Annotated in this window: 21 protein-coding genes; 9 read left to right on the top strand and 12 right to left on the bottom strand. The window is 58.6% G+C overall.

Annotated features, from left to right (window positions below; all coding sequences use genetic code 11):
- The 9 genes from I9184_RS09720 to I9184_RS09680 form a co-directional block, all read right to left on the bottom strand.
- Positions 1-483 carry an AsnC family transcriptional regulator gene (locus tag I9184_RS09720; protein WP_171635885.1) on the bottom strand — a complete coding sequence of 161 codons (483 nt, stop codon included), beginning with the start codon at positions 481-483 and terminating at the stop codon, positions 1-3.
- Complete coding sequence (locus I9184_RS09715; protein ID WP_209834043.1) at positions 480-929, bottom strand: AsnC family transcriptional regulator; 450 nt, start codon at positions 927-929, stop codon at positions 480-482. Before I9184_RS09715 ends, I9184_RS09720 begins: the two co-directional genes overlap by 4 nt.
- Positions 926-1915 carry an AsnC family transcriptional regulator gene (locus tag I9184_RS09710; protein WP_209834041.1) on the bottom strand — a complete coding sequence of 330 codons (990 nt, stop codon included), beginning with the start codon at positions 1913-1915 and terminating at the stop codon, positions 926-928. Before I9184_RS09710 ends, I9184_RS09715 begins: the two co-directional genes overlap by 4 nt.
- Before the next feature lie 3 nt (positions 1916-1918).
- On the bottom strand, positions 1919-3064 hold the full coding sequence (locus tag I9184_RS09705) for a cytochrome D1 domain-containing protein (protein ID WP_209834039.1): 1146 nt from the start codon (positions 3062-3064) through the stop codon (positions 1919-1921).
- Positions 3061-3444, bottom strand: coding sequence for a cytochrome c (locus I9184_RS09700; protein WP_171723690.1), 384 nt, complete (start codon positions 3442-3444; stop codon positions 3061-3063). Before I9184_RS09700 ends, I9184_RS09705 begins: the two co-directional genes overlap by 4 nt.
- Complete coding sequence (gene cobA, locus I9184_RS09695; RefSeq protein ID WP_171228836.1) at positions 3437-4198, bottom strand: uroporphyrinogen-III C-methyltransferase; 762 nt, start codon at positions 4196-4198, stop codon at positions 3437-3439. Before cobA ends, I9184_RS09700 begins: the two co-directional genes overlap by 8 nt.
- Positions 4199-4396: 198 nt before the next feature.
- Positions 4397-4798 (bottom strand): plastocyanin/azurin family copper-binding protein, encoded by a 402-nt coding sequence (locus I9184_RS09690; RefSeq protein WP_171635896.1) that lies wholly within the window; start codon positions 4796-4798, stop codon positions 4397-4399.
- A gap of 55 nt (positions 4799-4853) precedes the next feature.
- A complete protein-coding gene (locus I9184_RS09685; protein ID WP_209834037.1) occupies positions 4854-6638 on the bottom strand; it encodes a NapC/NirT family cytochrome c in 1785 nt (594 codons plus the stop codon).
- 124 nt (positions 6639-6762) lie between these two features.
- Positions 6763-8439, bottom strand: a complete 1677-nt coding sequence (locus I9184_RS09680) for a cytochrome D1 domain-containing protein (RefSeq protein WP_171635900.1) — start codon at positions 8437-8439, stop codon at positions 6763-6765.
- Between the two features lie 245 nt (positions 8440-8684).
- Between I9184_RS09680 and I9184_RS09675 the strand changes: the two genes are divergently transcribed.
- Positions 8685-9881, top strand: coding sequence for an NnrS family protein (locus I9184_RS09675; protein ID WP_209834035.1), 1197 nt, complete (start codon positions 8685-8687; stop codon positions 9879-9881).
- A gap of 18 nt (positions 9882-9899) precedes the next feature.
- Here I9184_RS09675 and I9184_RS20895 read toward each other — a convergent pair whose 3' ends face one another.
- A complete protein-coding gene (locus I9184_RS20895) occupies positions 9900-11012 on the bottom strand; it encodes a Hint domain-containing protein (protein ID WP_245218062.1) in 1113 nt (370 codons plus the stop codon).
- 267 nt (positions 11013-11279) lie between these two features.
- Here I9184_RS20895 and I9184_RS09665 point away from each other — a divergent pair, with 267 nt between their 5' ends.
- The 6 genes from I9184_RS09665 to I9184_RS09640 are packed head-to-tail and all read left to right on the top strand — an operon-like array spanning position 11280 to position 16696.
- Positions 11280-11729, top strand: coding sequence for a cytochrome c (locus I9184_RS09665; RefSeq protein WP_152460362.1), 450 nt, complete (start codon positions 11280-11282; stop codon positions 11727-11729).
- A gap of 16 nt (positions 11730-11745) precedes the next feature.
- Positions 11746-13113: a cbb3-type cytochrome c oxidase subunit I gene (locus I9184_RS09660; RefSeq protein ID WP_152460361.1), complete on the top strand. Its 1368-nt coding sequence runs from the start codon at positions 11746-11748 to the stop codon at positions 13111-13113.
- On the top strand, positions 13113-13928 hold the full coding sequence (locus I9184_RS09655) for a CbbQ/NirQ/NorQ/GpvN family protein (RefSeq protein WP_171635904.1): 816 nt from the start codon (positions 13113-13115) through the stop codon (positions 13926-13928). Before I9184_RS09660 ends, I9184_RS09655 begins: the two co-directional genes overlap by 1 nt.
- An 8-nt stretch (positions 13929-13936) precedes the next feature.
- Positions 13937-15859, top strand: coding sequence for a VWA domain-containing protein (locus tag I9184_RS09650; protein ID WP_209834033.1), 1923 nt, complete (start codon positions 13937-13939; stop codon positions 15857-15859).
- Complete coding sequence (locus I9184_RS09645) at positions 15856-16404, top strand: cytochrome c oxidase subunit 3 (RefSeq protein ID WP_209834031.1); 549 nt, start codon at positions 15856-15858, stop codon at positions 16402-16404. The genes I9184_RS09650 and I9184_RS09645 overlap by 4 nt, the downstream gene beginning before the upstream one ends.
- A gap of 4 nt (positions 16405-16408) precedes the next feature.
- Positions 16409-16696, top strand: coding sequence for a cytochrome C oxidase subunit IV family protein (locus I9184_RS09640; RefSeq protein WP_209834029.1), 288 nt, complete (start codon positions 16409-16411; stop codon positions 16694-16696).
- 54 nt (positions 16697-16750) lie between these two features.
- Here I9184_RS09640 and hemA read toward each other — a convergent pair whose 3' ends face one another.
- Positions 16751-17974, bottom strand: a complete 1224-nt coding sequence (gene hemA, locus I9184_RS09635) for a 5-aminolevulinate synthase (RefSeq protein WP_209834027.1) — start codon at positions 17972-17974, stop codon at positions 16751-16753.
- Between the two features lie 187 nt (positions 17975-18161).
- Here hemA and I9184_RS09630 point away from each other — a divergent pair, with 187 nt between their 5' ends.
- Together I9184_RS09630 and I9184_RS09625 are read left to right on the top strand one after the other, a co-directional pair.
- Positions 18162-18854 carry a Crp/Fnr family transcriptional regulator gene (locus I9184_RS09630; protein WP_171228829.1) on the top strand — a complete coding sequence of 231 codons (693 nt, stop codon included), beginning with the start codon at positions 18162-18164 and terminating at the stop codon, positions 18852-18854.
- Between the two features lie 181 nt (positions 18855-19035).
- Entirely contained in the window at positions 19036-20067 is a 1032-nt protein-coding gene (locus I9184_RS09625) for a D-cysteine desulfhydrase family protein (RefSeq protein ID WP_245218061.1), read from the top strand.
- Positions 20068-20152: 85 nt separating this feature from the next.
- On the opposite strand, the gene I9184_RS09620 is transcribed toward I9184_RS09625, so the two are convergent.
- Positions 20153-23473 (bottom strand): adenylate/guanylate cyclase domain-containing protein, encoded by a 3321-nt coding sequence (locus tag I9184_RS09620; protein WP_209834025.1) that lies wholly within the window; start codon positions 23471-23473, stop codon positions 20153-20155.
- Positions 23474-23572: the final 99 nt, after the last annotated feature.

Raw genomic sequence — 23572 nt, 5'->3', positions numbered from 1 at the left:
TCAGCCTTTCTGTTTCAGGCGCAGCCCGGTCTTTTTCAGGATGCGCGTGGAATAGAGGATGTCGCTGCCGCAGCAGGCCGATCCCAGTATCGCGGCAATCTGGCCGCGTTTGTCTTCGACCTCATCGCGCGAGCTGCCGTGGACCATGGCGAACAGGTTGTAGGGCCAGTCGGGCAGGGCGCGGGGCCGTTCATAGCAATGGGTGACGAAAGGCAGTGCCCCGATATGAGCGCCCAGTTCGGTGATCAGGTCATCTTGCACGTCCCAGACGGTCATGCCGTTCGACGTCATGCCCAGCTTGTAATGGTTGGGGGCTGCCGCGATCCGTCGGATCACCCCGCGCGCCTTCAGCGCGGCCAGCCGGTCCAGCAGGGTGGCCTCGCTCAGGCCCAGATCGGCAGCGACCTGCGCATAGGGCGCGGCCACCAAGGGCAGTCCTCCCTGGAGCAATTCGATAATCTGTCTGTCTGTTGCGTCGATCATGCCGCCACCCGGAAGCCGATGAAAAATTCCTGAAGTTTGGGGAAACGGAGAACACGGATCCCCGTTTCCCGTTCGATGGCATCGGCGGTGGCCTCGATCCCCTCGGGCGTTTCGGTGGCCAGCACGAACCACATGTTCAGCCGATGCGTGCGTTCATAATTATGTGCCACCTCGGGATGTGCATTGACTTTGGTCAGGACGGTTTCGAATTCTTCGTCTGGAACGGCCATTGCGCAAAGGCAGAAAGCCCCACCCATGGCCGCGGCGTCGAAAAATGGACCGAAGCGCGTGATGACGCGGTCATTTTTCATGCGGCTCAGACGCGACAGCAATTCCGCCTCGAACAGGCCAAGCTCTGTGGCGACGGTTGCGTAAGGGCGCGAAGTAAGCGGCAGATCCTCTTGCATACGATTCAGGATCGCTCGATCCGTTTGGTCCAGCGTCATGCGGCGACCTCCTTTGCCTGAATCAGCGCGCCGGTCTGTTTGAAACAGCGGGTTGAGAACAGGACCTTGTTCCGTGCTCCGGCCAATTCGGGCAATGCAATCGCACCCGCCAGAACATCCAAAGCCTCATTGCGTGTACGGGCGTGGATCATGGAATACAGGCGATATGGCCAGACATCGGGAACCGGATTACGCTCATAACACAGGGTCACCCCCGGGAAGGCGGCCAAAGCCGGACCGGCGGTTTCAATCTGTTCTGCCGGCAGGTCCCAGACCACCATCGCATTGGCCGACCAGCCAAGCGCCCGGTGACGCACAATGACGCCGAGTCGCGAGATTATTCCGGCGGCATGCAGGGCTTCGACCCGCTCCATCACGTCGGTCACATCCCGTTTCAGCGAACGAGCCAGAGCGGCATAGGGTTCTGAGACCAAAGACAGCCCGGAACTCAGAGACTGTAGCAGGCAGCGATCGCCCTCGCGCATGACGGATGCATCGACCTTTCGTGCCGTGGGTACGTTTTTGACTCCGCCAGTCATGCGAAAACCAAGATCCACGTTGAAAGGGCGTACCAGCCGCAGGTCCAGCACCTGCAATCCGGTGGATCGACTGATCCGCGCAAGGGTATCGTCGACATGCGTGCGGTCCGGTCCGGTCGCAACAAACCACAGGTTCCACGCGTCTTCGCGTTGATAATTGTGATTCACGCCGGGTTCGGCATCGATCAGGGCGGCAACCTCCTCCAACCGATCTTCCGGAGCCGCCACGGCAGCCAGAGTGCTGGCCGTCACCGCGCCGGGTGTGATGGTGGCGCCAACCCGTGTAATACGGCCCGTGGCGCGCATCCGGGACAAGCGATGAATGACTTCTGCTTCGTCCAGCCCGAGTGCGTTACCCAGCATCTGGAACGGTCTCTCGGTGATCGGGAAGTCGCGCTGAAATTCGTCCAGCAGGCGACGGTCGATCGGGTCCGTGATATGTCGCATCGTTTACAGCCCCGTTCTGTGCGCACGGGCGGTGAAGAAGATGCCAGACGGGCTGTCGGCGTCGATCTCGCGCAGTTTTTCAAAACTGTGCGTGTCGTAGACCATGACCTTGTTGGCGTCGCGCACGCTGATCCAGACTTCATGCCCGCGCGGCGTGAACTCCATGTGCAAGACTGCGGGGCCGGGCTTGAATTCGTGGATGATCTGTTTGCTGACACTGTCGATCACCTGAATAGTGTCATTCAGCGGGTGGGCGAAATTCACCCAGACCTGCCGTCCATCGGGGCGGGCCATGGCAAAGACCGGTTGCCCGTGGGTTTTGGTCCGTCCCGTTTCGGTCAGAGTGTCGGCGTCGATCCACAGAACCTCGTGATGGCCGACAGCGGGCAAAACGAACTCTCGGCCCGTCAGCGCCCAGCCTTCCAGATGAGGCATCTTGTAGACCGGCATTTCTTCCTGACCACGCCCGTAATCGGGAAGAACCCGGATCGGTTCGGGTGTTTCGGCCCACAGATCCAGCGCGGTCAGGCCGTCCTCGCCAAACAGACCGGTGATATAGGTGCGGCCATTGGCAGTGATCAGCGCGTCATAGGGGTTCTTGCCCATGTCTGGGATCTTGGTGATCTCTGGTGTGCCTTTTGCGAAATCGGCAATCCAGGTTTCCCCAGTGTCCCACATCGTGAAAACGAACCGCCGACCCGGCGCATCGACCAGGCCGATGGTTTTGCTGTCGGTCGGGATGTCAGCGACCATCTCAAGCGTGTCCGCATTAAATACACGTACGCCGCCGGGTTCGTAATTCGACACGGCCACAAGCTTGCCATCGTCCGAAATCGCCCCGCCGATGGCGTTGCCGGCCTGTACGACGCGGTTCACGATCTGGCGGGTCACGATGTCGATCTTGGTCAGCCCGCCGTCGCGGCCAAACACATAGGCAAACCGTTCATCAGGCGAATAGACCAAAGACGCATGCGACAGATCACCCAATCCCTCGATCCGGGCCAGAGCTGCACGGTCGGATTGATCCACAAGAAGCACCGAGCCCTTGGCGCGTTCGATGACCAGACCAAGGTCGCCTGTCGCGGTCGGTTCAGCCTGCGCTGTGGTGATCATCAATGTGGCTGCAAGGCCAAGAATGAAATGTTTCATTGTGCCTCCTGTTCCAGCAGGTAACGGGCGATCCATTCGGCCTCTTCTTCACTGATCAGGGGCCGCCATGGGGGCATCGCGGTGTCGGGGATGCCGTCAAGGATGACGCTGGTCAAAACATCCGCGTCGTAATGTTCAAGTGTCTCACTGCGCAGATCGGGACCAAGACCGCCTTTCAGGGACAGGCCGTGACAGGAACCGCAATCCTGATGCACAAGTCTTTTCAGGGTATCGGGATCGATGACATCCGCCGCGAAAGCAGAGGTCGCGGCCAGAACGGCAATGGTCAGACAGGTTCGCGCCGCCCACCCCGAGCGCCCCGGCGATCTGTCGGTGCATGTTTGGACAATCCCCTGATCTCGTCTTCCCAGCTTAGCCATGGGCCTGTTCCAGAAGCTCGGCCACAGGCCGTTCGGCATAAAGCGAAACCACCTTGCCAATGATAAACAGCGTCGGCGCCTTCAGGTCGGCCGCGCGAACATCCGTGGCCAGCTGGTCAAGCCGTGACACAAGACGACGCTCATCAGGTGTCGTGGCCTTGCCCACCGCCAGAACCGGCGTCGAGCCCGGCAGGTTTTCGGTCATCAACCCCATGGCGATCTGACCGATATTGGCGACGCCCATGTAGACCACCAGTGTCGAGTCCGGATCGGCAAGACGTTTCCAGTCCAGATCCAGTACTTTGTCGGCCTGCCGATGCCCGGTGACATATTGAACCGAAGTCGCCAGCCCGCGATGGGTCAGCGGCACACCCGTCGAACAAGACGCCCCCTGGGCTGCCGTGATGCCCGGTGCGTATTCGACAGCGACACCGCGGGCCATCAGATAGGCAGCCTCTTCCGAGCCGCGACCAAAGATCATGGGGTCGCCGCCTTTCAGCCGGGCAACCGTGTGACCTGCGCTGGCTTCTTCAAGCAGTATTTCGTTGATGCGGTCCTGCGGAACGGTGTGGCATTTGGGGGCCTTGCCGACAGGGATCAGCCGGGCGCCTTCCGCGTGCAAGTTCAGAATGTCGGCGGACACCAGCCGGTCATAAACCACGACATCCGCTTCTTGCAGCATCCGCAGTGCGCGCAGGGTCATCAGCTCGGGGTCGCCGGGGCCTGCGCCAATCAGAAAAACCTTACCGCTCATGTGCAAACTCGCTTGGTCTGAAAGTCTTCGAGACCCGGTATTCCATGCAGATCCGCTGCGTTTGCAAGACGTTGCTGGGTGGGCCGGGCGTGTCATGGGGGAAGATTGGCCCAATCGAAAACCAACCTCCTTGACATAAGTTAAGGAGCGCGGGATTTGCGCCCGCGCTCCTTCATCTTGCCTGTATTGTGCCTGGTTTCAGGGTTCGACGGTGATCATTCCGATCATGTTCTGTGTCTCCCAATGCGGGCCGCACAGATAGTCCTGTGGGCCGGGCGTGAGAAAGGTCAGTTCAACCGATTCCTCGGGGAACAGGCGATCACTTTCAGGTTGGCTGCCATCCTTCAACAGAACGGAATGGCTGGTGCGTTTGTCGACATTCACCCATCGGACAGTTGTGCCTGCCTTCACGGTCAATTCGGATGGGCAAAAATTGTATTTGTACATCAGCACCACTTCGGCGTCTTCGACGGCCGACGAAGGCTGACCGAACAACTCGACATAGCGCTCTTCGGCCTCGGCACAGATTTCGGCGGTTTCGTCCGCCCAGGCGGGCGCGGCCAGAAGCAGCAGCGCGGGAAGAAGGCGTAGGGGTTTCATGGTCCATGTCTCCTTTCCAAAAGTGGCCGGGGCCGGTTTACCCGGCCCCGATCCGTCATTGTTTGACTACGTTGATGAACGCGCTGTCATCATCCAGCGCCAGGCTGGTATTCAGCGTCACGTGGTGGAACCGTGCGGCGGTAAAATCGTCGTGGATGGCAAAGCCAACGGTATAGGTTTTGCCCGCCTCCAATGGCACATCACCGGGCGCGCCCGAATTCAGGGGGCGTGTAAACACCACGGTCCACATGCCACCGGACAGTTCGGCCGATGCAGCGATTTCACCATCATTGACCACGCGCTGCTCCAACAGATAGCCATTGGTGGCGCTTCCGTCGGCGTAGACACGCATCAGGTCAAGATAGGTGCCGTCGGCCAGATACTGCTCGATCTGTTCCTCGGCCTTCAGCTTGTCCCAGCCCCCCAGGGCCTTGCCGCGGCGACCTTTGATCTCAACATCCGTGCGGCTTTCGCTGATGTACTTAGTAACGGTGTCCGTGGCATTGAGGCGACCGGCAACATCCGCATTGGCGGCGATCGCATCCGCTTCGGGCGCAAAAGGCATATAGGTGTTGTCGGCGTGGCACGAAGCCCAGCATCCCACCTGATCGCCAAGCTCGATACCAGTGCCGGTAATCATCATGGCAACCTTGATCTGGTTGTCCGGGTCCATCTTGCCGCCATCGACGAACGGGGCAGGGTTGTGACCCGCGTCCGGCCATTGCAGGCGAATGTACAGGTTTTCGTCGTCATGCGCCGCCTGAACGGTTGCGTCGATGACACCGCGTTTGCCCGGAATCGGGGTTGGCTCAAGATCTCCACCCGCAACGATCTTGTTGCCGATGGTGTCCAGTTCCTTGGCGTGACAGGTGGTGCACTGATCCCCGCCTTTGGTCAGGGGGCGCGCGCCACCATGGAACTTGCCATTCTGGACCCATTCAAACGAGGCCTGACCAGGGTAGAAGAGTTTCAGATCCGCCGCGGCCACAGCGTTCCAGTCGATGTTGGACCCAACGTCGCTTGCTCCGCCAGAGGGCGCCGCGGCGTCTTCACCGGAGGTTTTTGCGCGTTCTTCCTCTAAAGCAGCGTCAACAGCCGCTGCGATCTGGGCTTGAACGGCCTCTTGCTGAGCCTTTTTGGCGGTTTTTTCTGCTTCTGCTTCAGCGGCCTCTTTTGCTTCGATCTTTTCGAGACTGGCCAGATATTCCGGGGGGATGGGCCGGATGAAGTCCGGGTTCGGTGCTTCAAGCTTTTCCAGATACTCTTCGTCCGCCCGGTCGCGTGCATCCGAGTGTGCAATCCCCTTGTGGCAGTCGATACAGGTCTGTCCGACAGTCATCGCATTGAGGTGCTGCTGACGGGCGCGTGGTTTCTGGAATTCGGGCATCATCGATTCGAAATCGTGACAGTTGCGGCATTCGCGCGAGTCTGTGGCCTTCATCCGCTCCCATTCGTTCATGGCCAGATGTACACGTTTGGCCTCGAACTTTTCACGGGTGTTGATGGTACCGACCATCTTGCCATACAGCTCTTTGGACGCCTTGATCTTACGGATCATCTTATGGGTCCAGTCTTTGGGCACGTGGCAGTCGGAACAGACAGCCCCCACGCCCGACCGGTTCACGTCATGGATCGTGCCGGTGTATTCTTCGTAAACAAAATCTCGCATCTCGTGACATGAGATACAGAATTCCTTGGTGTTTGTGGCTTCCATTGCGGTGTTGAACCCGCCCCAGAAGATGATGCCGGCGGCAAAGGCCCCGGCGATACCGGCCACAGGCATTCCCCATAGGAAATACCGGCGCCAGATCGGTTTTTTCTTTTCCGGTTCGGAGGTCATATCCGGGCTCCGTTTTGGCTGTATTGTCTGGCCCTTGGTGGCAGGCCGGTGAGTTTGGCTGATGACTCAAACAAGGAAAGGGCGGGCGAGGGGCCCGCCCTTTCCTGTAGTCGTCCTGACCTCGTCAGGTGACGTGGTTCGACCGGTTGTAGACGTTGAACTTGCCGGTCGGGGCGTAAAGCCCCTCAATCCGACCGATTTCTTCCAGCGTCTTCGCGTCGAAGATCACGATCTGACCGTTGGGTTCCTTCGAGTCCGACAGGTTCCACTTAGAGACCCAGACCTCGGTGCCATCCGCGTTGAATTCGAAGTGAACAGCGGCGCTGCCTTCGTCTTCGGTGATCTGGATGGTTTTCACGATCTCACCGGTCTCTTTCGAGATGACCTGCACAGATTGCTGAATCTCAGGCTCCGGGTGCTTGGTCTGGTCAGCCCAGATGTAGTCCGAATTCGGGTGGGTGCGGACAAACAGGCCGGGGCCGTCGGTTTCCACTTCGTAGCAGATCTTCCAGGCATCATCCGGACGGTTTTCAGGATCGTTCCCCCAGACAGTCACGGTGCCAACGCCAAGGTGGGTTGTACCAGCGACAGGGCCACAGTTCGGGTCGACCCAGTTGGCGCCGGGACCGGGGTGCGGCAACGCGGCTGTGTCGATCATCGCCTCAAGCTTGTGGGTTTCGGTATCGACCACCACCATCTTGTTCGACGCGTTTGCGGCGATCTGGAAGTAACGGCCTGTCGGGTCAAAGAACCCGTCATGCAGGAACTTGGCGCTGTCGATCTTGTCGATCCGCAGGTTGTCCAGATCGGTATAATCGACCTGCCACAGCTGTCCCAGTTCTTTCACTGCAACGATCCAGGTGGGTTCGTTCGGAGTGGTGTAGATGGCAGCCACCCGGGCTTCTTCCACATACTCGCCGTCAACGTTCACGCCGCGGGTCGATACGACCTTGACCGGTTCCATGGTCTGGGCATCAACGATTGCAAAGTGCGGCGGCCAGTAGCCACCACCGATGACGTATTTACCATCGCCGGAAACGGCGACGTCACGGGCGTCATATGCAATCTTGACTTCGGATACCAACATCTTGTCCGGCGTCTGCCAAAGGTCGATCTTGGTCATCTTGCCGTCGCGACCCATGGTGTACCAGAACCGGCCAGGCTGTTCAGGCTCTTCCAGCGAGTGGTGCTCGGATGCTTTCAGAACGTGCACTGCATAACCGGTGGGGATGTGCGTCAGCACTTCTTTGGTGTCGCCGTCGATCACGGCCACCTTGCCGACGTCACGTTCGATGACGACAAAGAAGTTTTCCCAGTTGCGGCCGTGCAGCGGCTCGGTCGGATAGTCCTCTTCTTCGACATAGACCTTACGCGTCGCCATCATCTGTTCCAGCGACATTTCAGGTGGTTTTGGCGGCTCCATCATGATGTAGGTCGCCATATCCTTGATTTCCTGCTCGGTCATGATGTCCGAGAAGTTGTTCATGCCGCCTTCGGTACCCCAGGCGATAATCTTTTCAAGACGTTCCTGCCCCAGTTGGAGGGTGCCGCCTTCTGTTACTGTGCCGTCGGCGGCGGTCTTTTTCCAATGCGGTTCCAGGTTTTTACCCGTGGCACCTTTGCGCAAGACGCCGTGGCAGCCTGCGCATTGTTCGAAATAGAGCTGTTTAGACGATTCAAAGGCTTCTTCGCTCAAAGTTGGCTCTTCGGCGAAAGTCGGAGCAGCGACGCTGCCCAACAACATTGCCAATCCGACCCCGAAGGCGCGGCCGGGTTTGTTGTAGCTGATTCCAAGTGACATGATCACTCTCCATATGCGTGGTGAGGCGGTGTCGAGAGTGAAACATCACGTGGATGTCATCCTTGACCAAAGTCAACGGCAAGGGTGCAGACCAAGCACTTTGGACAGAAAACACAGATCAAAAACCCCAATAAATCTTGTGTTTTTCACACATGTTTAAGCCCGGTCTTGATTTTGGTTAAGGGCGCCGGGTCTTGTGGGCACTACACATTGTTCAACGGCGGGAAAAGCTATGGAGAGCAGGCATGACAGCTGTAATCGCGCGTGTTTTCAGTGAAGGGTTTCGGGTCTTTTTTCTTTCGGCGGGTCTTTACGGTATGTTTGCAGGGGTCGCGTGGGGCGTATGGTTGGCGTCGCTCGACGGGCTGATGCCCTACATGGAACAGAGTTACGCGATGCCCCCGGTGATGTGGCACGCGCATGAGATGATTTTCGGGTATGCAACGGCCGCCTTGGGGGGATTTTTTCTGACCGCCGTGCCGAACTGGACCGGTGCGCCCGAGGCGCGGGCCCGTTTTATCACGCTTGTCGCATTGATCTGGATGGCCGGGCGTCTGGCGGTCTGGTTTTCCGGAGTGTTGCCACCCTTGTTCGTCGCTGTTGTGGACCTGAGCTTTGTCCCCATTCTGGCGCTGAAGATTGCCAGCCAACTGGTTCGTCGGCCAAAGCCCCAGAATATGGTGTTTCTGTATCTTCTGGTTCTGATGTTGGCCTCGAACGTTATGGTTCATTTGGAATGGATGGGGGTCACGGTGGATACGCTGAACACCGGCATTCGGGCCGGGCTTTTGACCTTGTGTTCGATGATCGCGATACTGGGTGGCCGGATTACGCCGGCTTTTACACGCAATGCCATGAAAAGAGCGGGTCAACCCGAAGCATCGTGGCCGGTATCCGTGGCCAGGCTGGACAGGGCGACGATGATTCTGGCGCTGTTGCTGCCCCTGCTTGTGCTTGCACTTGATGTCGGGCCTGTTGCGGGGGCCGTTGCTTTGGTGATGGGCAGTGTTCAACTGATGCGCATGGCGCGTTGGAGAACAGGCTGGGCCTTGCGTCAACCGATCCTGATCGCGCTGCATCTGGGTCTCGGGATGCTGGCGCTGGGTCTGATTCTCTGGGGGTTGGCTGCCATCGGGATGGGAAATGAGATCGGCGCGCTCCACGTTCTGGGCATTGGTTGCGTTGGCGGCATGACCCTTGCCGTAATGAGCCGCGCCGCCTTGGGCCACAGCGGCCGCCCCCTTGTCGCGCCAAAGCCCATGGCGATTGCCTATGGCTTGATGGCGGTTGCAGCGCTTGTGCGTTGGCTGGGATCCGACATGACAGGAGGGTACATGACGGCGATGCTGACTGCGGATGGATTTTGGATCGCGGCAATGGGGCTGTATCTGTTTGCCATGTGGCCTGCCCTGACCGGCCCCCGCGCCGTGCAACAGTCCTGAAGTCTGTTCGGGCGGCGCTTATCGTTCAGCGATCAGCGGCCGCGCGTTCTTGATATGACGATGGACCAAGGCACGAGCGCGTTTCCCTTTTTCCGGTATCCGTCGTGCGGCCAGCGGAACGTAATTGCACTGATCCAATTCAGGGAACAATTCAAGAATTTCCGCCCGTGCGTCCGGGTGAACACTGGACAAGGCCTGCGCGCCGGTAAGCAGGCTTTCGGAGGGTGCGCCTTCCGCATAGATGATTTCGTGACGGTCGAACAAAAGATGGACATAGGTCACAGCACGGGTGTCATCAGCGATTGAAATGCCGGGCACGCCGACAAGAATGTGAGCAGGAACAAGAACCTCTTCGGCGTCGAACATTCTGACGGCAATCGGCGACCGGACCAGCATACGGTGTTGCGGTGACACGAAAAGATCACGCTGGGGCAAGTGATCACCCAGTGAACCGGCTTGGATCCGGATGGGCTTCAGCCTGGGACGGGCGCGAAGCGCTGCTTGGTCCAGATGCCGCGTGCCGATCCAGCGTATGTGTTGCAGTCCGTTGTCCGCGGTGACGACCGCGTTACCCACCTTCAAATCCTCGATAGTCCTCGGACCTTTTGGAGTCATTATCAATGTTCCGGCTACGAAGCACGGCACGTCAATGATAGTAGTCGGATCTGTTGTGTCAGGAGCATTGGTCGGCGTAACATTCACGATGTTCATCGAGTATGTCGTGCCGGGCACAAGGGGTTCAGAGGTTATGTAACCACCCAAAGTTCCGGCAACTTCCACACGATAAACTGTAATCGTACCCCCGCCTGGTTTGGACAGAATATAGGATTCTTCCAGGTAAATTGGGCCACTAAGAAAGGTGGTCGAGCCATCAAGGGTGGTGATGGTGCCGGTCTGCGTCAGATCATCGCCGTCTTCGTTGTCGAAGCGGTCACCGTTGAAAACATCGCCAGTATCGACAATGGGTGGTCCGCCGCCGTTTTGAATAAATCCACCGGCTGCGTCTGTCACGTTGAACAAACGACGATCCGTGTCAGGATCAAAATTGACATCCAATGTAACCGTATCCGGCCCAATCGTATTCACCGTGATTACGCCGGGCGTATAACCGATATAGGAATAGTTTGCCATTTTAACCCATCACTCTTTGACGCGGAATTTACACTTGTTCTCTCAAGCGCTTGGATAGCTCTGCCATACTAAAATGTCGACGCGACATTCCTCACGATTGGTTCAGATATCAAGGCGAACCCCAGGCATTTTCGTGGTTCTTGCTGTTTTTCAGGCATCTGACCTCGTTCCAGAGCATACTTGAGAAGTCTTGACTTTCGTTAAGGCACTGCCGCGTCCCGCCCGTCATGTTGCTGACACTAGCTAATCTGCGCAAAGGAGAGCGCAATGCGAGACGTCATGACAAAGAGCATGGCCCGCAATATTTTTTATGGCGGGTCACTGTTCTTCATTCTTATCTTTCTGGCCCTTTCGGCCCATTCCCACTGGTATATCGTCAATTCCGAAAATGCCGCAAAGCTGGATGACAGTGTGGTCCGGGGCAAGCATGTCTGGGAAAAACACGCGTGTGTAAACTGTCATTCGATTCTGGGTGAAGGGGCTTACTTTGCTCCGGAAGTCGGCAACGTGATGACCCGCTGGGGCGTGCTGGACGACCCGGAATCAGCCTTTGAATCCCTCAAGGGCTGGATGGAAGCACAACCGACCGGCATTCCCGGTCGTCGGCAAATGCCCAATTTCAACCTCAGCGACGAAGAACTCCGTGACCTGACCAACTTCCTGATCTGGACGGACAACATCGACGCGCAGGGCTGGCCGCCCAACGAGGCAGGCTGAGAAAGGGAACGAAACAATGAAATACGAATCCCAAAAAATCGCCTATGCCTACTTTGCGGTAGCCATGGCGTTGTTCGCGATACAGGTGATCGGCGGCCTTCTGGCCGGTTTCATCTATGTATTCCCCAATTTCCTGAGTGAGCTTCTGCCGTTCAACATCGTGCGGATGCTGCACACCAACTCTCTGATCGTCTGGCTGATCCTGGGTTTCTTTGGCGCGGCCTACTTCCTGATCCCGGAAGAAGCCGAGCGCGAGATCCACTCGCCCAAGCTGGCCTATCTGCAACTGATCATCCTTGTTGTCGGCACATTGGGCGTGGTCGTCACCTATGTCTTCAACCTGTTCGAAGGCAACTGGCTGCTGGGCAAAGAAGGGCGTGAGTTCCTGGAACAGCCCAAATGGGTCAAGGCCGGTATCGTCGTGGCTGCATTGATCTTCCTTTACAACGTGTCGATGACCGTTCTGAAAGGCAAGAAGACAGCCATTACCAACATCCTGCTTCTGGGCCTTTGGGGTCTGGCGCTGCTGTTCCTGTTCGCCTTCTACAACCCAGGCAACCTGTCGCTGGACAAGCAATACTGGTGGTATGTCGTCCACCTGTGGGTCGAAGGTGTGTGGGAACTGATCATGGCCTCGATCCTGGCCTATCTGATGCTCAAGCTGACCGGTGTGGACCGTGAGGTAGTCGAAAAATGGCTATACGTCATCGTCGCCGCCGCGCTGTTCTCGGGCATCCTTGGCACAGGTCACCACTATTACTGGATCGGTACGCCTGCATACTGGCAGTGGATCGGTTCGATCTTCTCGAGCCTCGAGGTGATCCCGTTCTTTGCGATGATGGCCTTTGCCTTCGTCATGGTCTGGAAAGGCCGTCGTGACCACCCCAACAAGGCCGCGCTGCTGTGGTCGCTGGGCTGTGCTACGCTTGCGTTCTTCGGTGCCGGTGTCTGGGGCTTCCTGCACACGCTGCACGGGGTGAACTACTATACCCACGGCACGCAGATCACCGCAGCCCACGGTCACCTGGCCTTCTACGGCGCCTATGTCTGCCTCAACCTGGCGATCTTCAGCTATGCGATGCCGATCCTGAAGAACCGTGATCCCTACAATCAGGTTCTGAACATGGGCTCGTTCTGGCTGATGACCAGCGGCATGGTCTTCATGACCTTCGTGTTGACCTTCGGCGGCACCGTGCAGACACATATGCAGCGCGTGGTCGGAGACTACTTCATGGACGTACAGGACCAGATCGCGATCTTCTACTGGATGCGTCTTGGCTCTGGTCTGGTCGTTGTCCTCGGGGCGCTGCTGTTCATCTATTCGATCTGGGTTCCCCGCAAAGAGGTCATCGAACCCGGCGCGGCTGAAACCCCTGCGGAGTGATGGATATGGATGGCTCCATGAACCTGAAAGAGGGGGCGGCAAACGCCCCCTTCTACCTGCCCCAGGGCGATGAGTGCGACGTCTTCAACGCCGCTTACAAAAACGACCTGCCGGTTCTGCTGAAAGGCCCGACGGGTTGCGGCAAGACCCGGTTTGTCGCCCATATGGCCGCGAAGCTTGGCCGCCCGCTTTACACAGTGGCCTGCCACGACGATCTCGCTGCCGCCGACCTGATCGGGCGCTATCTGCTGAAGGGCGGCGAAACCGTCTGGGTCGATGGCCCCCTGACCCGCGCGGTGCGCGAAGGTGCGATCTGCTATCTCGACGAGGTGGTCGAGGCCCGCAAGGACGTGACCGTGGTGCTGCACCCGCTGACCGACGATCGGCGCATCCTGCCGATCGACCGCACCGGGGAAGAGCTTGAGGCCGCGCCCGGTTTCATGCTGGTGGCGTCCTACAACCCCGGCTATCAGAACATCTTGAAAACCCTGAAACCTTCGACCCGCCAACGGTTCATCTCGTTGGAGTTCGACTTTCCCTCGCCTCAGATGGAAGCCGAAGTGGTCGCGCAGGAAAGCGGCCTGCCGCTGGAACGCTGTAAGCCGCTGGTGCGGTTGGCGGGCAAGCTGCGCGGGCTCAAGGGTCAGGACCTCGAGGAAGGCGTGTCCACCCGGCTGGTCGTCTATGCTGCGACGCTGATCGCGCAGGGCATGTCCACCGACCGCGCCATCCTTGCCGCCATGATCGAACCTCTGACCGATGACGAGGATATCAAACGCGGGCTCCTCGATCTTGTCACCGCCGTCTTTGGGTGAGGCCGGCGATGGTCAGGATCGACTTTGAGCCATGGGAACCCGAAGAAACCATCGGGAAACTGTGGCACACCCTTGCCAGCCGCCTCGATGCACCCCAGGTGCATGTTGGAGCCGCGGTCGACCTTTCCGAGGTCGCGGGGCGGCTGGCAGTCCTCTTTCGGGGGCTTGGGGGTAGTCCGGGCGTTGAATTGCGCCCGGTCTCACCCGAGGTTTCGCGCCACCGCCTGAGTTGGCGCCGCAAACTTGCAACCGAAGTGGAATTGATGCCGCGCGCCTCGTTCGACGGAGAGATTTTGCGTCTGCCCGACCGTCTGGCAGTATTCCCCGCGCGCGAGGCAAACGGCGCGCTCTATGTCTGGTTGGCCGCCGCCGCGGCCCATGCCGGAACCCGAATTGACGAAGAAGATCCTCTGCGTGCCGACCTGCGTGCCTTGATCGCCGCCCGGCATATGGTCGAGGCGACTCTGGACGATGCGCCAGGCTTGCGTCCGCTGTATACCGAGCTGTGCAAGGGTGTGCTGTATCAGCGCGACATCCCCAGCCTGCCGCCTGCCGAGGCCGCGGTCGAAGAACTGATCCGTCATATGCTGGGCGATCCCAAGCCCCTGTCGGATCAGGCCGAGCACCTTCTGGCACTTGACGACGACCTGATCGCCCCGCGCGGCTATCAGCCGTTGCGCCCGGTTCCCCTGTGGCCGGAGTTGCGCGCAGTTGGGTTCTCGGAACACAACGAGGTTGAAAACCCCGATACCGAAGGCCCGCCAGAGGAATCCGGCGAAAAGACACACCGTGCCCGGCGCCGCAAATCGGATCAGGCCGATCGCAGCGACAGTTTCATTCTGCACAAGTTCGAAGCCATCCTCAGTTGGGCCGAGTTTCTGAATATCAACCGTCGCATCGATGACGACGATCCCGACAACGCCAAGAAGGCGGCTGACGATCAGGAAGAGATCGGTCTTGGTCAGATCTCAAAGGCGCCGCCTACTAGGTTGAAGCTTCACCTTGATCTGGCGCCCGAAGACGTCAACCGCGAACGCCTGTCAGGCCGTATTCTATATCCCGAATGGGACGTGCGGACGGGTCAATACCTGCCGGATCATGTGAACGTTCTGCTTTCGGATGCCGATATCCGCCACGATGCTGCCGAGTTCGGCAAGGATCCGGCCACTGCGCGGCGCATTCGTGCCGTCAAGCGCCAATTCGAGGCACTGCGCCCGGGGCGCGTGATGACCCGGGGCCATCTGGACGGGGACCAGCTGGATATGGAAGCCGCCGTTCGGGCGCAGGTTGACCGCTGCGCAAATGGTGAAGGGACGGAACGCGTCTGGATGCAATCCCGCCCCGAGGCCCGCGATCTGGCGGTGTCGATCCTTCTGGATGTCAGCCGATCCACCGAAAGCGCGGTCACAGGCCGCGCCGTGATCGATATCGAACGCGAGGCGCTGGCGGCCTTGGCCTGGGGCCTGAATGCTTGCGGTGACGATTTCGCCATTCATGCGTTCAGCTCCCTCAAGCGTCAGCGAGTCTATGTGCAGCGTTGCAAACGGTTTGACGAACCGATGGGCACCAAAGTTGAACAGCGCATCGCGTCGCTGCGCCCCGGACATTATACAAGGTTGGGCGCGGCAATCCGACACTGTTCAGCAGATCTGGCTAGCCAGTCCCGCAAGCGCCGATTGCTGCTGGTCATTACCGACGGAAAGCCAAACGACCTGGATCACTACGAGGGGCGCCACGGCATCGAAGATACCTGCATGGCCATACGCGAGGCGCGCCGGGCCGGACAGTCGGTGTTCGGCGTTACCATCGATAAAACCGGCAAAAGCTGGTTTCCGCGCATGTTCGGGCAGGGCGGTTTCGCCGTCATTCCAGATCCGCATCGCCTGACCATGGCCCTGCCGCAGATCTATCGCCAGTTGGTCGGCGGATGAGTGATGCCCCTCTGATCGACGAACTGCCGGGCGAGTTCCTGATGTGGGTTCTGATCATTTCGGAACTGCTGGTCTTTGGCGCGGGGATGATCGCCTTCATGGGGGTACGTCTGACCGATCCGGCGGGCTTTGCCGAGGCGCAGTCGCATCTGCATCGCACGGGTGCGGCCTTGAACACGGCGGTATTGGTGACATCCGGCTATCTGGCCGCACAGGCGTTGCATTGGCGGCGGAGCATGCAACGTTTGCGGGCCCGTTTGGCGTTGATCTTTGCCGCGTTTCTGGGTGTCGTGTTCCTGATCATCAAGGGTACGGAATACGCCGACAAGGCGTCTCAGGGGATAGGATACGAAACGCATCCATTCTTTCTGTTCTACTATATGCTGACCGGCTTTCATGCCGCGCATGTCCTCGCCGGGGTTGGAATTCTGTTGCTGGTGGCCTGGCGCGACGACCCCAGTAACGTCGAAGCGGGCGCGCAGTTCTGGCACATGGTGGACCTGGTCTGGATCATGCTGTTTCCAGTGATCTATCTGCTGGGATAGTCGGATGGCCCAACCTTCATCTTTGACGAACAGTTCACGTCAGAGGTCGCCGAACTCTCTGACCCAGGCGTGGCTTGGGCTCTTGGCACTCAGCGTGGGATCCGCGCTGCTGACCTTGATTGGGGCACCGACCGCGATCATTGCTGGCGGTATCCTGTTGTTGGCGCTGATCAAGGCCCGCGTGATCCTGAAACACTATCTGGATTTGGAGAACAGCCAAAGCTGGCTGCGTGGGTTCACCATGGTGTTGACGGGATTTTCCGTTGTAATTTTTGCGCTCTATCTGGTCTGAGGCAAAAAAATGCCGCCCCGAAAGGCGGCATAAGTCAAGCAAAGGGGGGTCTGATTACTGAGCGGCCAGTGGGATCCGCGCGATCTGACAACGCTGCCAGAGCGCCGACAAAGCACCGACCAGATGATCGATATCCTCATCTGTGTGGACCGGGGACGGCGTGATCCGCAAACGTTCGGTGCCTTTGGGGACAGTGGGATAGTTGATCGGCTGGATATAGATGCCGAATTCTTCAAGAAGCGTATCCGAGATGAACTTGCACTTCACCGGGTCGCCCACCATCACCGGGATGATATGGCTGGGGTTCGGCAGATGCGGTATCCCTTCCGCATCCAGACGGGCGCGCACCTGATCCACACGGGCTTTTTGCAGATCACGCTCGGCGCTTGACTGCTTCAGATGCCGGATAGATGCGGCAGCACCGGCCGCGATCGAAGGCGGCAGGGCCGTGGTGAAGATGAAGCCGCTAGCAAAACTGCGAACGAAATCGCACAGCGCTGCGGAGGCTGCGATGTAGCCGCCAACCACGCCGAAGGCCTTGCCCAGCGTGCCTTCGATCACGGTCAGGCGATCCATCAGGCCCTCACGCTCGGCAATGCCACCACCGCGCGGGCCATAGAGGCCGACGGCGTGAACTTCGTCCAGATAGGTCATCGCGCCGTATTTCTCGGCCAGGTCGCAGATTTCCTTGATCGGCGCGATATCACCATCCATGGAATAGACGGATTCAAAGGCGATCATCTTGGGCGCGTCGGGGTCGGCGGCGGCCAGTTTGGCCTCCAGATCCGCAAGGTCGTTATGTTTCCATATCACCTTCTGCGCCCGTGAGTGGCGGATGCCTTCGATCATCGAGGCATGGTTCAGCGCATCAGAGAAAACGATCAGACCGGGGATCTTCGCAGCCAGCGTTCCCAGAGCGGCCCAGTTTGATACATAGCCCGAGGTGAACAGCAAAGCGGCCTCTTTGCCATGGAGATCTGCCAATTCTGCCTCAAGCAGAACGTGGTCATGCGTCGTGCCCGAAATGTTGCGCGTTCCGCCCGCACCGGCGCCACAACGCTCCAGCGCATCGTGCATGGCGTTGATGACCGCAGGGTGTTGCCCCATTCCAAGGTAGTCATTCGAGCACCAGATACGCACATCCCGCTGGATCGAACCATCGGTCTGGCGAGCGTTCGGGAAGGCTCCGCAACGTCGCTGCAAGTCGATGAAAACCCGATAGTTCCCTTCATCTTTCAAAGCGTCGAGGCTCTGGCTGAAAAATCGCTCGAAATCCATCTGACATGCTCCCCGGATAACTGGCTGTGAACCGAACCTAGGACAGCGACGGGCCCCGTGACATGACAATTGTCAAGTTGATCATCAAGAAAAAGGCTGGCACTGCCACGCCGGCTTTGGCATAGCAGGGCATTGGGGATGATATCCCGGGCCATCGCCCGGACTGGATGAAGAAGGGAGTGCCTTCATGTCACACGAGGCACAAAAGGCGATTGCGCGGCAGTCTCTGCTTCTGCGCAGCTTGCCGGATCAGCATGTGGATACATTGCTGCGGCAAGCGATTTGGCGGCAATATGACCGTGGCGAGACGATCTTTCTGCAAGAGGAAGAAGCCAAGGCCGTGCACGTCGTGCTGGCGGGTTGGGTCAAGCTGTTCCGTATCTCTCCGACCGGGGCAGAAGCGGTGGTGAGCGTTTTCACCCGCGGAGAAAGCTTTGGTGAGGCCGTTGCGCTGCGCAACGTGCCGTATCCCGTGTCCGCCGAAGCCGTCTCAGCCTGTGAAGTGATGCATATTCCCAGCCCGGTGTTGCTGTCCCTCATGAAAGAAGACCCGGAAATCGGCGTTTCAATTCTGGCTGCGACGTTCACGCATCTGCATGCTCTGGTGGCGCAGCTGGAGCAATTGAAGGCGCAAACCGGGGCGCAACGCGTTGCAGAGTTTCTGTTGAACCTGTGCGATCGCGAGTCCGGTCGCTGCGAGGTGGAACTGCCTTACGACAAGATGCTGATCGCCGGACGTCTTGGGATGAAGCCCGAAAGCCTGAGCCGCGCGTTTTCGCGGTTGAAACCCGTTGGCGTCAAGATCAACAGGAACCACGCGGATATCGCCGACATGGACGATTTGCGCAACTACGCCGAAAGCGACACCAGCGAGAGGTGATTGATCACCGTCGACCGGACCCTTTGACGTTGCAAATTCACGGAAAGCCCGTGATCCGAAACTGGCCCGCTTCAACGGGGGCTCCAGTCGGACGCTTCTGCGCGTGACCGGCTGTCTTCCACGCTTTCCAAAACCTCATTATCCTGATCAGCAGTGCCATCCATCGGCACGAGTCTTTTGCATGAAAATGAAGGGCACCTGGTCCATGATAGACGCAGCGCTTTCAAACTATCCCCGCGCAAGGTTGATGACATCGGTCACACCGGTCGAACGGCTTGAGCGTCTTTCTGACCAACTGGGGCTGGACCTGTGGATCAAGCGCGACGACCTGACCGGGCTCAGCTTCGGCGGAAACAAGACCCGCCAGCTGGAATTTTATATGGGCGAGGCGCTGAGGCAGCGGGCGGACACCATCCTGATCACAGGTGCCGTGCAATCCAATTTCGTGCGCACTGCGGCAGCTGCGGCGGCAAAGCTGGGAATGTCATCCGTTCTTCAATTGGAGGACCGCGTGACGAATATGGGCGAATACTACCATCGATCCGGAAATGTTCTTCTGGCACAGCTTCTGGGGGCGGAACATATTGGCTATCCCAGGGGTGAGGACGAGGCGGGCGCTGACGGCGCTCTTCACGAACGTGCCGAGGATCTGGTTGCTATGGGTCGAAAACCATACGTGATCCATCTGGGCATCGATCACCCTCCGCTGGGGGCATTGGGCTATGTGGCGGGGGCGGCCGAGTTGCATACTCAGATCAGCGATTTCGACGCCGCAGTGGTGCCGTCTGGAAGCGGGGCAACCCATGGCGGGTTCCTGGCCGGATTGCGTTTGGTCGGACGGACTGCGCCTGTTTACGGCATATGCGTGCGTCGCGATCAGAACCAGCAGCACGCGCGTCTGCAAAAGGTCCTGAGGCGATTGGCGACCATGATGGGTTTCGACCCTGCTTTGGTCATAGAAGACATCTATACTTGGGACGGCGCCTTGGCACCCGGATATGGGCGGATCGGTCGAGCAACCCGCGAGGCGTTGACCCTGATGGCGCGCTCCGAAGGCATCTTTCTTGACCCTGTTTATTCTGCCAAAACCTTTGCGGGGCTTCTTGGACTGCTTGAACAAGGCATCATCAAAAAAGGTCAGAAAGTTGTTCTGCTGCACACGGGTGGTCAACCTGCGTTGTTCGGATACCAGGACGAGTTGCAACCGAGTTGAAACAGCGCAGCATTTTGCCTTTGGTCCTGCGGGGCGACAGGATGAACGGAAAGGTGTTGCCCGCAGAACTGGCCGGGTAAGTACTCTACGACACTTTCGATTGATTGAGCAAAGACATGGCCCGCGCGACATCGCGGGTCTGCGCGCCGCCAACGATCATAGCCAGAATCTTTCCAAGATCCGGCGGCGAGGCCGGCGTGCAGCCAAAGCGGTCGCAGGTTTGCACGTAATCCACCGCTGTGCGCAGTTCGAACATTCTTGCCTGTTGTTTGCGTGCGGTTTCCAGAGCCTCCGTGAACAGATCGTCTGCGGCAGTGCCCATGGAGCGCACCAACGCCTGTATCCGATCCGTCTCGGGCTGAGCCCAGGCTTCATTGGTCAGAACCTGCTGTTCACGGGCTTCATCCAGCAGGCGCTGAGCCGCCTTCGGGTCGTTCGCCTTCAATGAAGCTTCGGCAAGGGCCGTCAGGAACACCGGTTTGTAGTTTCCGGCCCCGCTGGCCCACCAGGCTTCGGACGCGTCGCGCATTGCTCGGATCGTTTCCGGGCCTGGCTTGATCTGCGCGTCCGCCCAACACCGCCAGACATTCGCCGTCAGTGTCATGAAGGGGAAGGTGTGTTTGGTTGCCAGTTCCTCAAGGCGCGCGGCAACGTCGTAAACCTGTTCAGGTTCACGCCGCAACAGGTGCAACATACACAGATATGTCAGCGTCTGTGCCAGGCTATGAGCGTGATTGAGTTTCTGCGCCGCCGAGATCGCCTGATGCTGGATCTCGAGCGCGCGGTCGGGTTCTCCGCGCAACCAGACCGTCATGCTCAGGAAGCAGGATGTAATGGCAGCATGATCCGTGCCGTAGACATAGGCAAGACGGCTGTGCTGCTGAGGATCATACAAGTGCAACGCTTGTCGCAGATGTGCATAGGCGGCGTCCTGCTGCCCGATATGCAACAAGACGGCACCCATGGCCCGATGGGCAATCATTATGTGATGCGTTTCGTCGGTCAGCTTGGACAGGTCCAGCAACTGCGCCGCGACGTCCTTGGCAAGGTCGTATTCGCCGCGGACCAGATGATACGCATAGAGACCATTGAGCACAGGGAACAATTGTTCGGTTTCGCCCAGCCGATTGCACAGGTCGCGGATCCGGGCATACACCGCCCCCGTTTCATCGGCCGCGATGCCAGCGGTCGAGCGCAGAACGCCGGCCCGCAAGGTCTGGATCTTGGTTTCCATGCGGTCGCGGTCAACCGAGTCTTCCTGCTGTTCAAGCAACGCCAACGCACGCCCCAGCTGAGTGGCTGCTTCAATCCCGGCCGAGCGTTCAACGGCACGTTGCCCGGCCAGATACCAGTGTTCTATCGCTTCGTCCGGCATATCTGCCATCGTGTAGTGATGAGCCAGAATTTCCGGACCGGCAGAATTTTCGTGCAACGAGGCAGAGTTCAGTGCTTGGACCACACGCGCATGCAGCGTTCGCCTCTCGCGTTTCAGCAGGCTGTTGTAAGCGGTGTCGCGAATGAGAGCGTGACGATAACTGAACGTTTCCTCGGGCTCTGAGTCTGAAACGAACACGATCCCGGCATCCACCAGCAAATCCAGACCGGAACGCAACGCCCGTTCATCAAAACGGGACACGCTTGCAATCATCGGATAAGAGAATTGCGGGCCAATGACAGCGCCGATCTGTGCCACTTCCTTGGCCGAGCTCAGTCGATCAAGACGAGCCATCAAGGCATCATGCAGTGTCTTCGGCACAGTGGCTGATGGCGTGGACCGGTCGATCGTATAGGCGTCGGCGCGTTCGGTCAGAAGATCGGATTCCAGCAGATCCTTCGTCACCTCTTCTACGAACAGCGGGACACCGTTGGATCTGGCGGCAATCAGATGGTGAACTTCGTCCGGGACGGTCTTGCCCTTGGCAACATCGTTCACGATCTCTTTGACCTGCGCGAAATCCAGTTGTTGAAGCGCGACGTGCATCAGGTTGCGTGATTGTGGCCAACCCGGATCAAAGCCTGTCCGATAGCTCATGACCATCAGCAGGCGCGCGTCCTCTATCCGGGTTACAAGCTGATCAAGTAGAGTCTTTGTCGTTGGATCGATCCAATGTGCATCTTCAAACAGCAACAGGGTCGGGGTTTCCTGCGCCATGCCGATCACATGGTTGACCAGCATGTCCAGCGTCTGCTTCATGATCTGCTCAGGGGTCAGATCCAGCGGGCCAAGCCTGTCTTCAAACGGGACCGACAACAGTGCCGCAGCCAGTTTCAGTGACCCTTCAGAAGGATCGCCCAGAACGCCGTGGATCTTGTTCAATTTTTTGTCCGCACTGTCACCGGCCCGAAGTTCGGCCGCGTTTTCAAGCTGGCGTATGATCGGATACAACGCGCTTGCGTCATGAAAGGGCGAACACTGAAATCGAAGCTGTCGGTGTTTTGCATCCGGGATCGTGCGGCGAAGCTCTTCGATCAGCCTGGACTTTCCTATGCCCGCCTCGCCCGAGACCAGCACCACCTGACCTTGACCCTGGCGGGCCAGCTTCCACTTGCTTTGAAGGGTTTCATGCTCCTGCGCGCGCCCGACCAATGAACTCATCCGGGCGTCGTCTGCCGCAAGAAAACGGCTGAGAGTCTGGCGCGTGCCGGTGACTTGCCAGGCTTCGACCTCTTTGGCAAAGCCTTTCAATTGAAACGTGCCCCGGCGCACATATTCGAACGCATCACCCGCCAGTTCCCGCGTCGTCGGCGCGACGATCATTGTCCCCGGATCAGCCATCGATTGAAGCCGTGCGGCCAGGTTCGGGGTCTCGCCCATGGCGGTGCCATCCTCGAACATCTTCTCTCCACGCAGGTCACCGACGACAACCAGGCCGGTCGCGATCCCTATGCGGACTTCAAGATGTGCATGCGTGCGGAGTTCCGGAATTTCGCGAACGATCCGAAGACCTGCATGAATGGCGCGTTCCGGGTCGTCTTCATGCGCATGCGGAAAGCCAAAAAACACCATGATACCGTCGCCATAGTAACTGGCGATATGCCCGTCAAAAGCGGCGACAGCAGCGGCGCAGGTCTCTTTGAACAGCCTCAGAACCTCGGCCAGATCTTCAGGATCCAGCTTTTGCGATATCGCCGTCGATCCAACAAGATCAATGAACATGACCGTCAGCTGTCTGCGCTCTGCAATGATGTTGGGTTCTTGATGCGCGCGATGTGATCCCGCAGGCTGCCCGGTTTCATCCCGTATTGCTTTCAGAAAGCGGCGTCTGGGTCCTAGGGGCAGGCCGATCGTGACAAGGTCATCGTCGCTCAGTTCCGGCAGATCACCCAGTTCGACCTCGTGCCGGGAGAAGGCATCGACATATTTGGACAAGCCGTTTCGGATCAGCCATTCATCAATGTCAGCCATTTGACCACCATGCATGACCGCAACCAAGCGGATCCAAGCATTCCCCATTTCCCTATGGTTAAAAGGACCAGCCCCGGGCATAGTCCGGGAAAACACAGT

This window comes from Ruegeria sp. HKCCE3926 (genome assembly GCF_017872515.1).
In the GTDB taxonomy this organism is placed as follows: domain Bacteria; phylum Pseudomonadota; class Alphaproteobacteria; order Rhodobacterales; family Rhodobacteraceae; genus Ruegeria.
The sequence above is the reverse complement of the archived record's forward strand: the minus strand, read 5'-3'. Positions and strand labels throughout refer to the sequence as shown.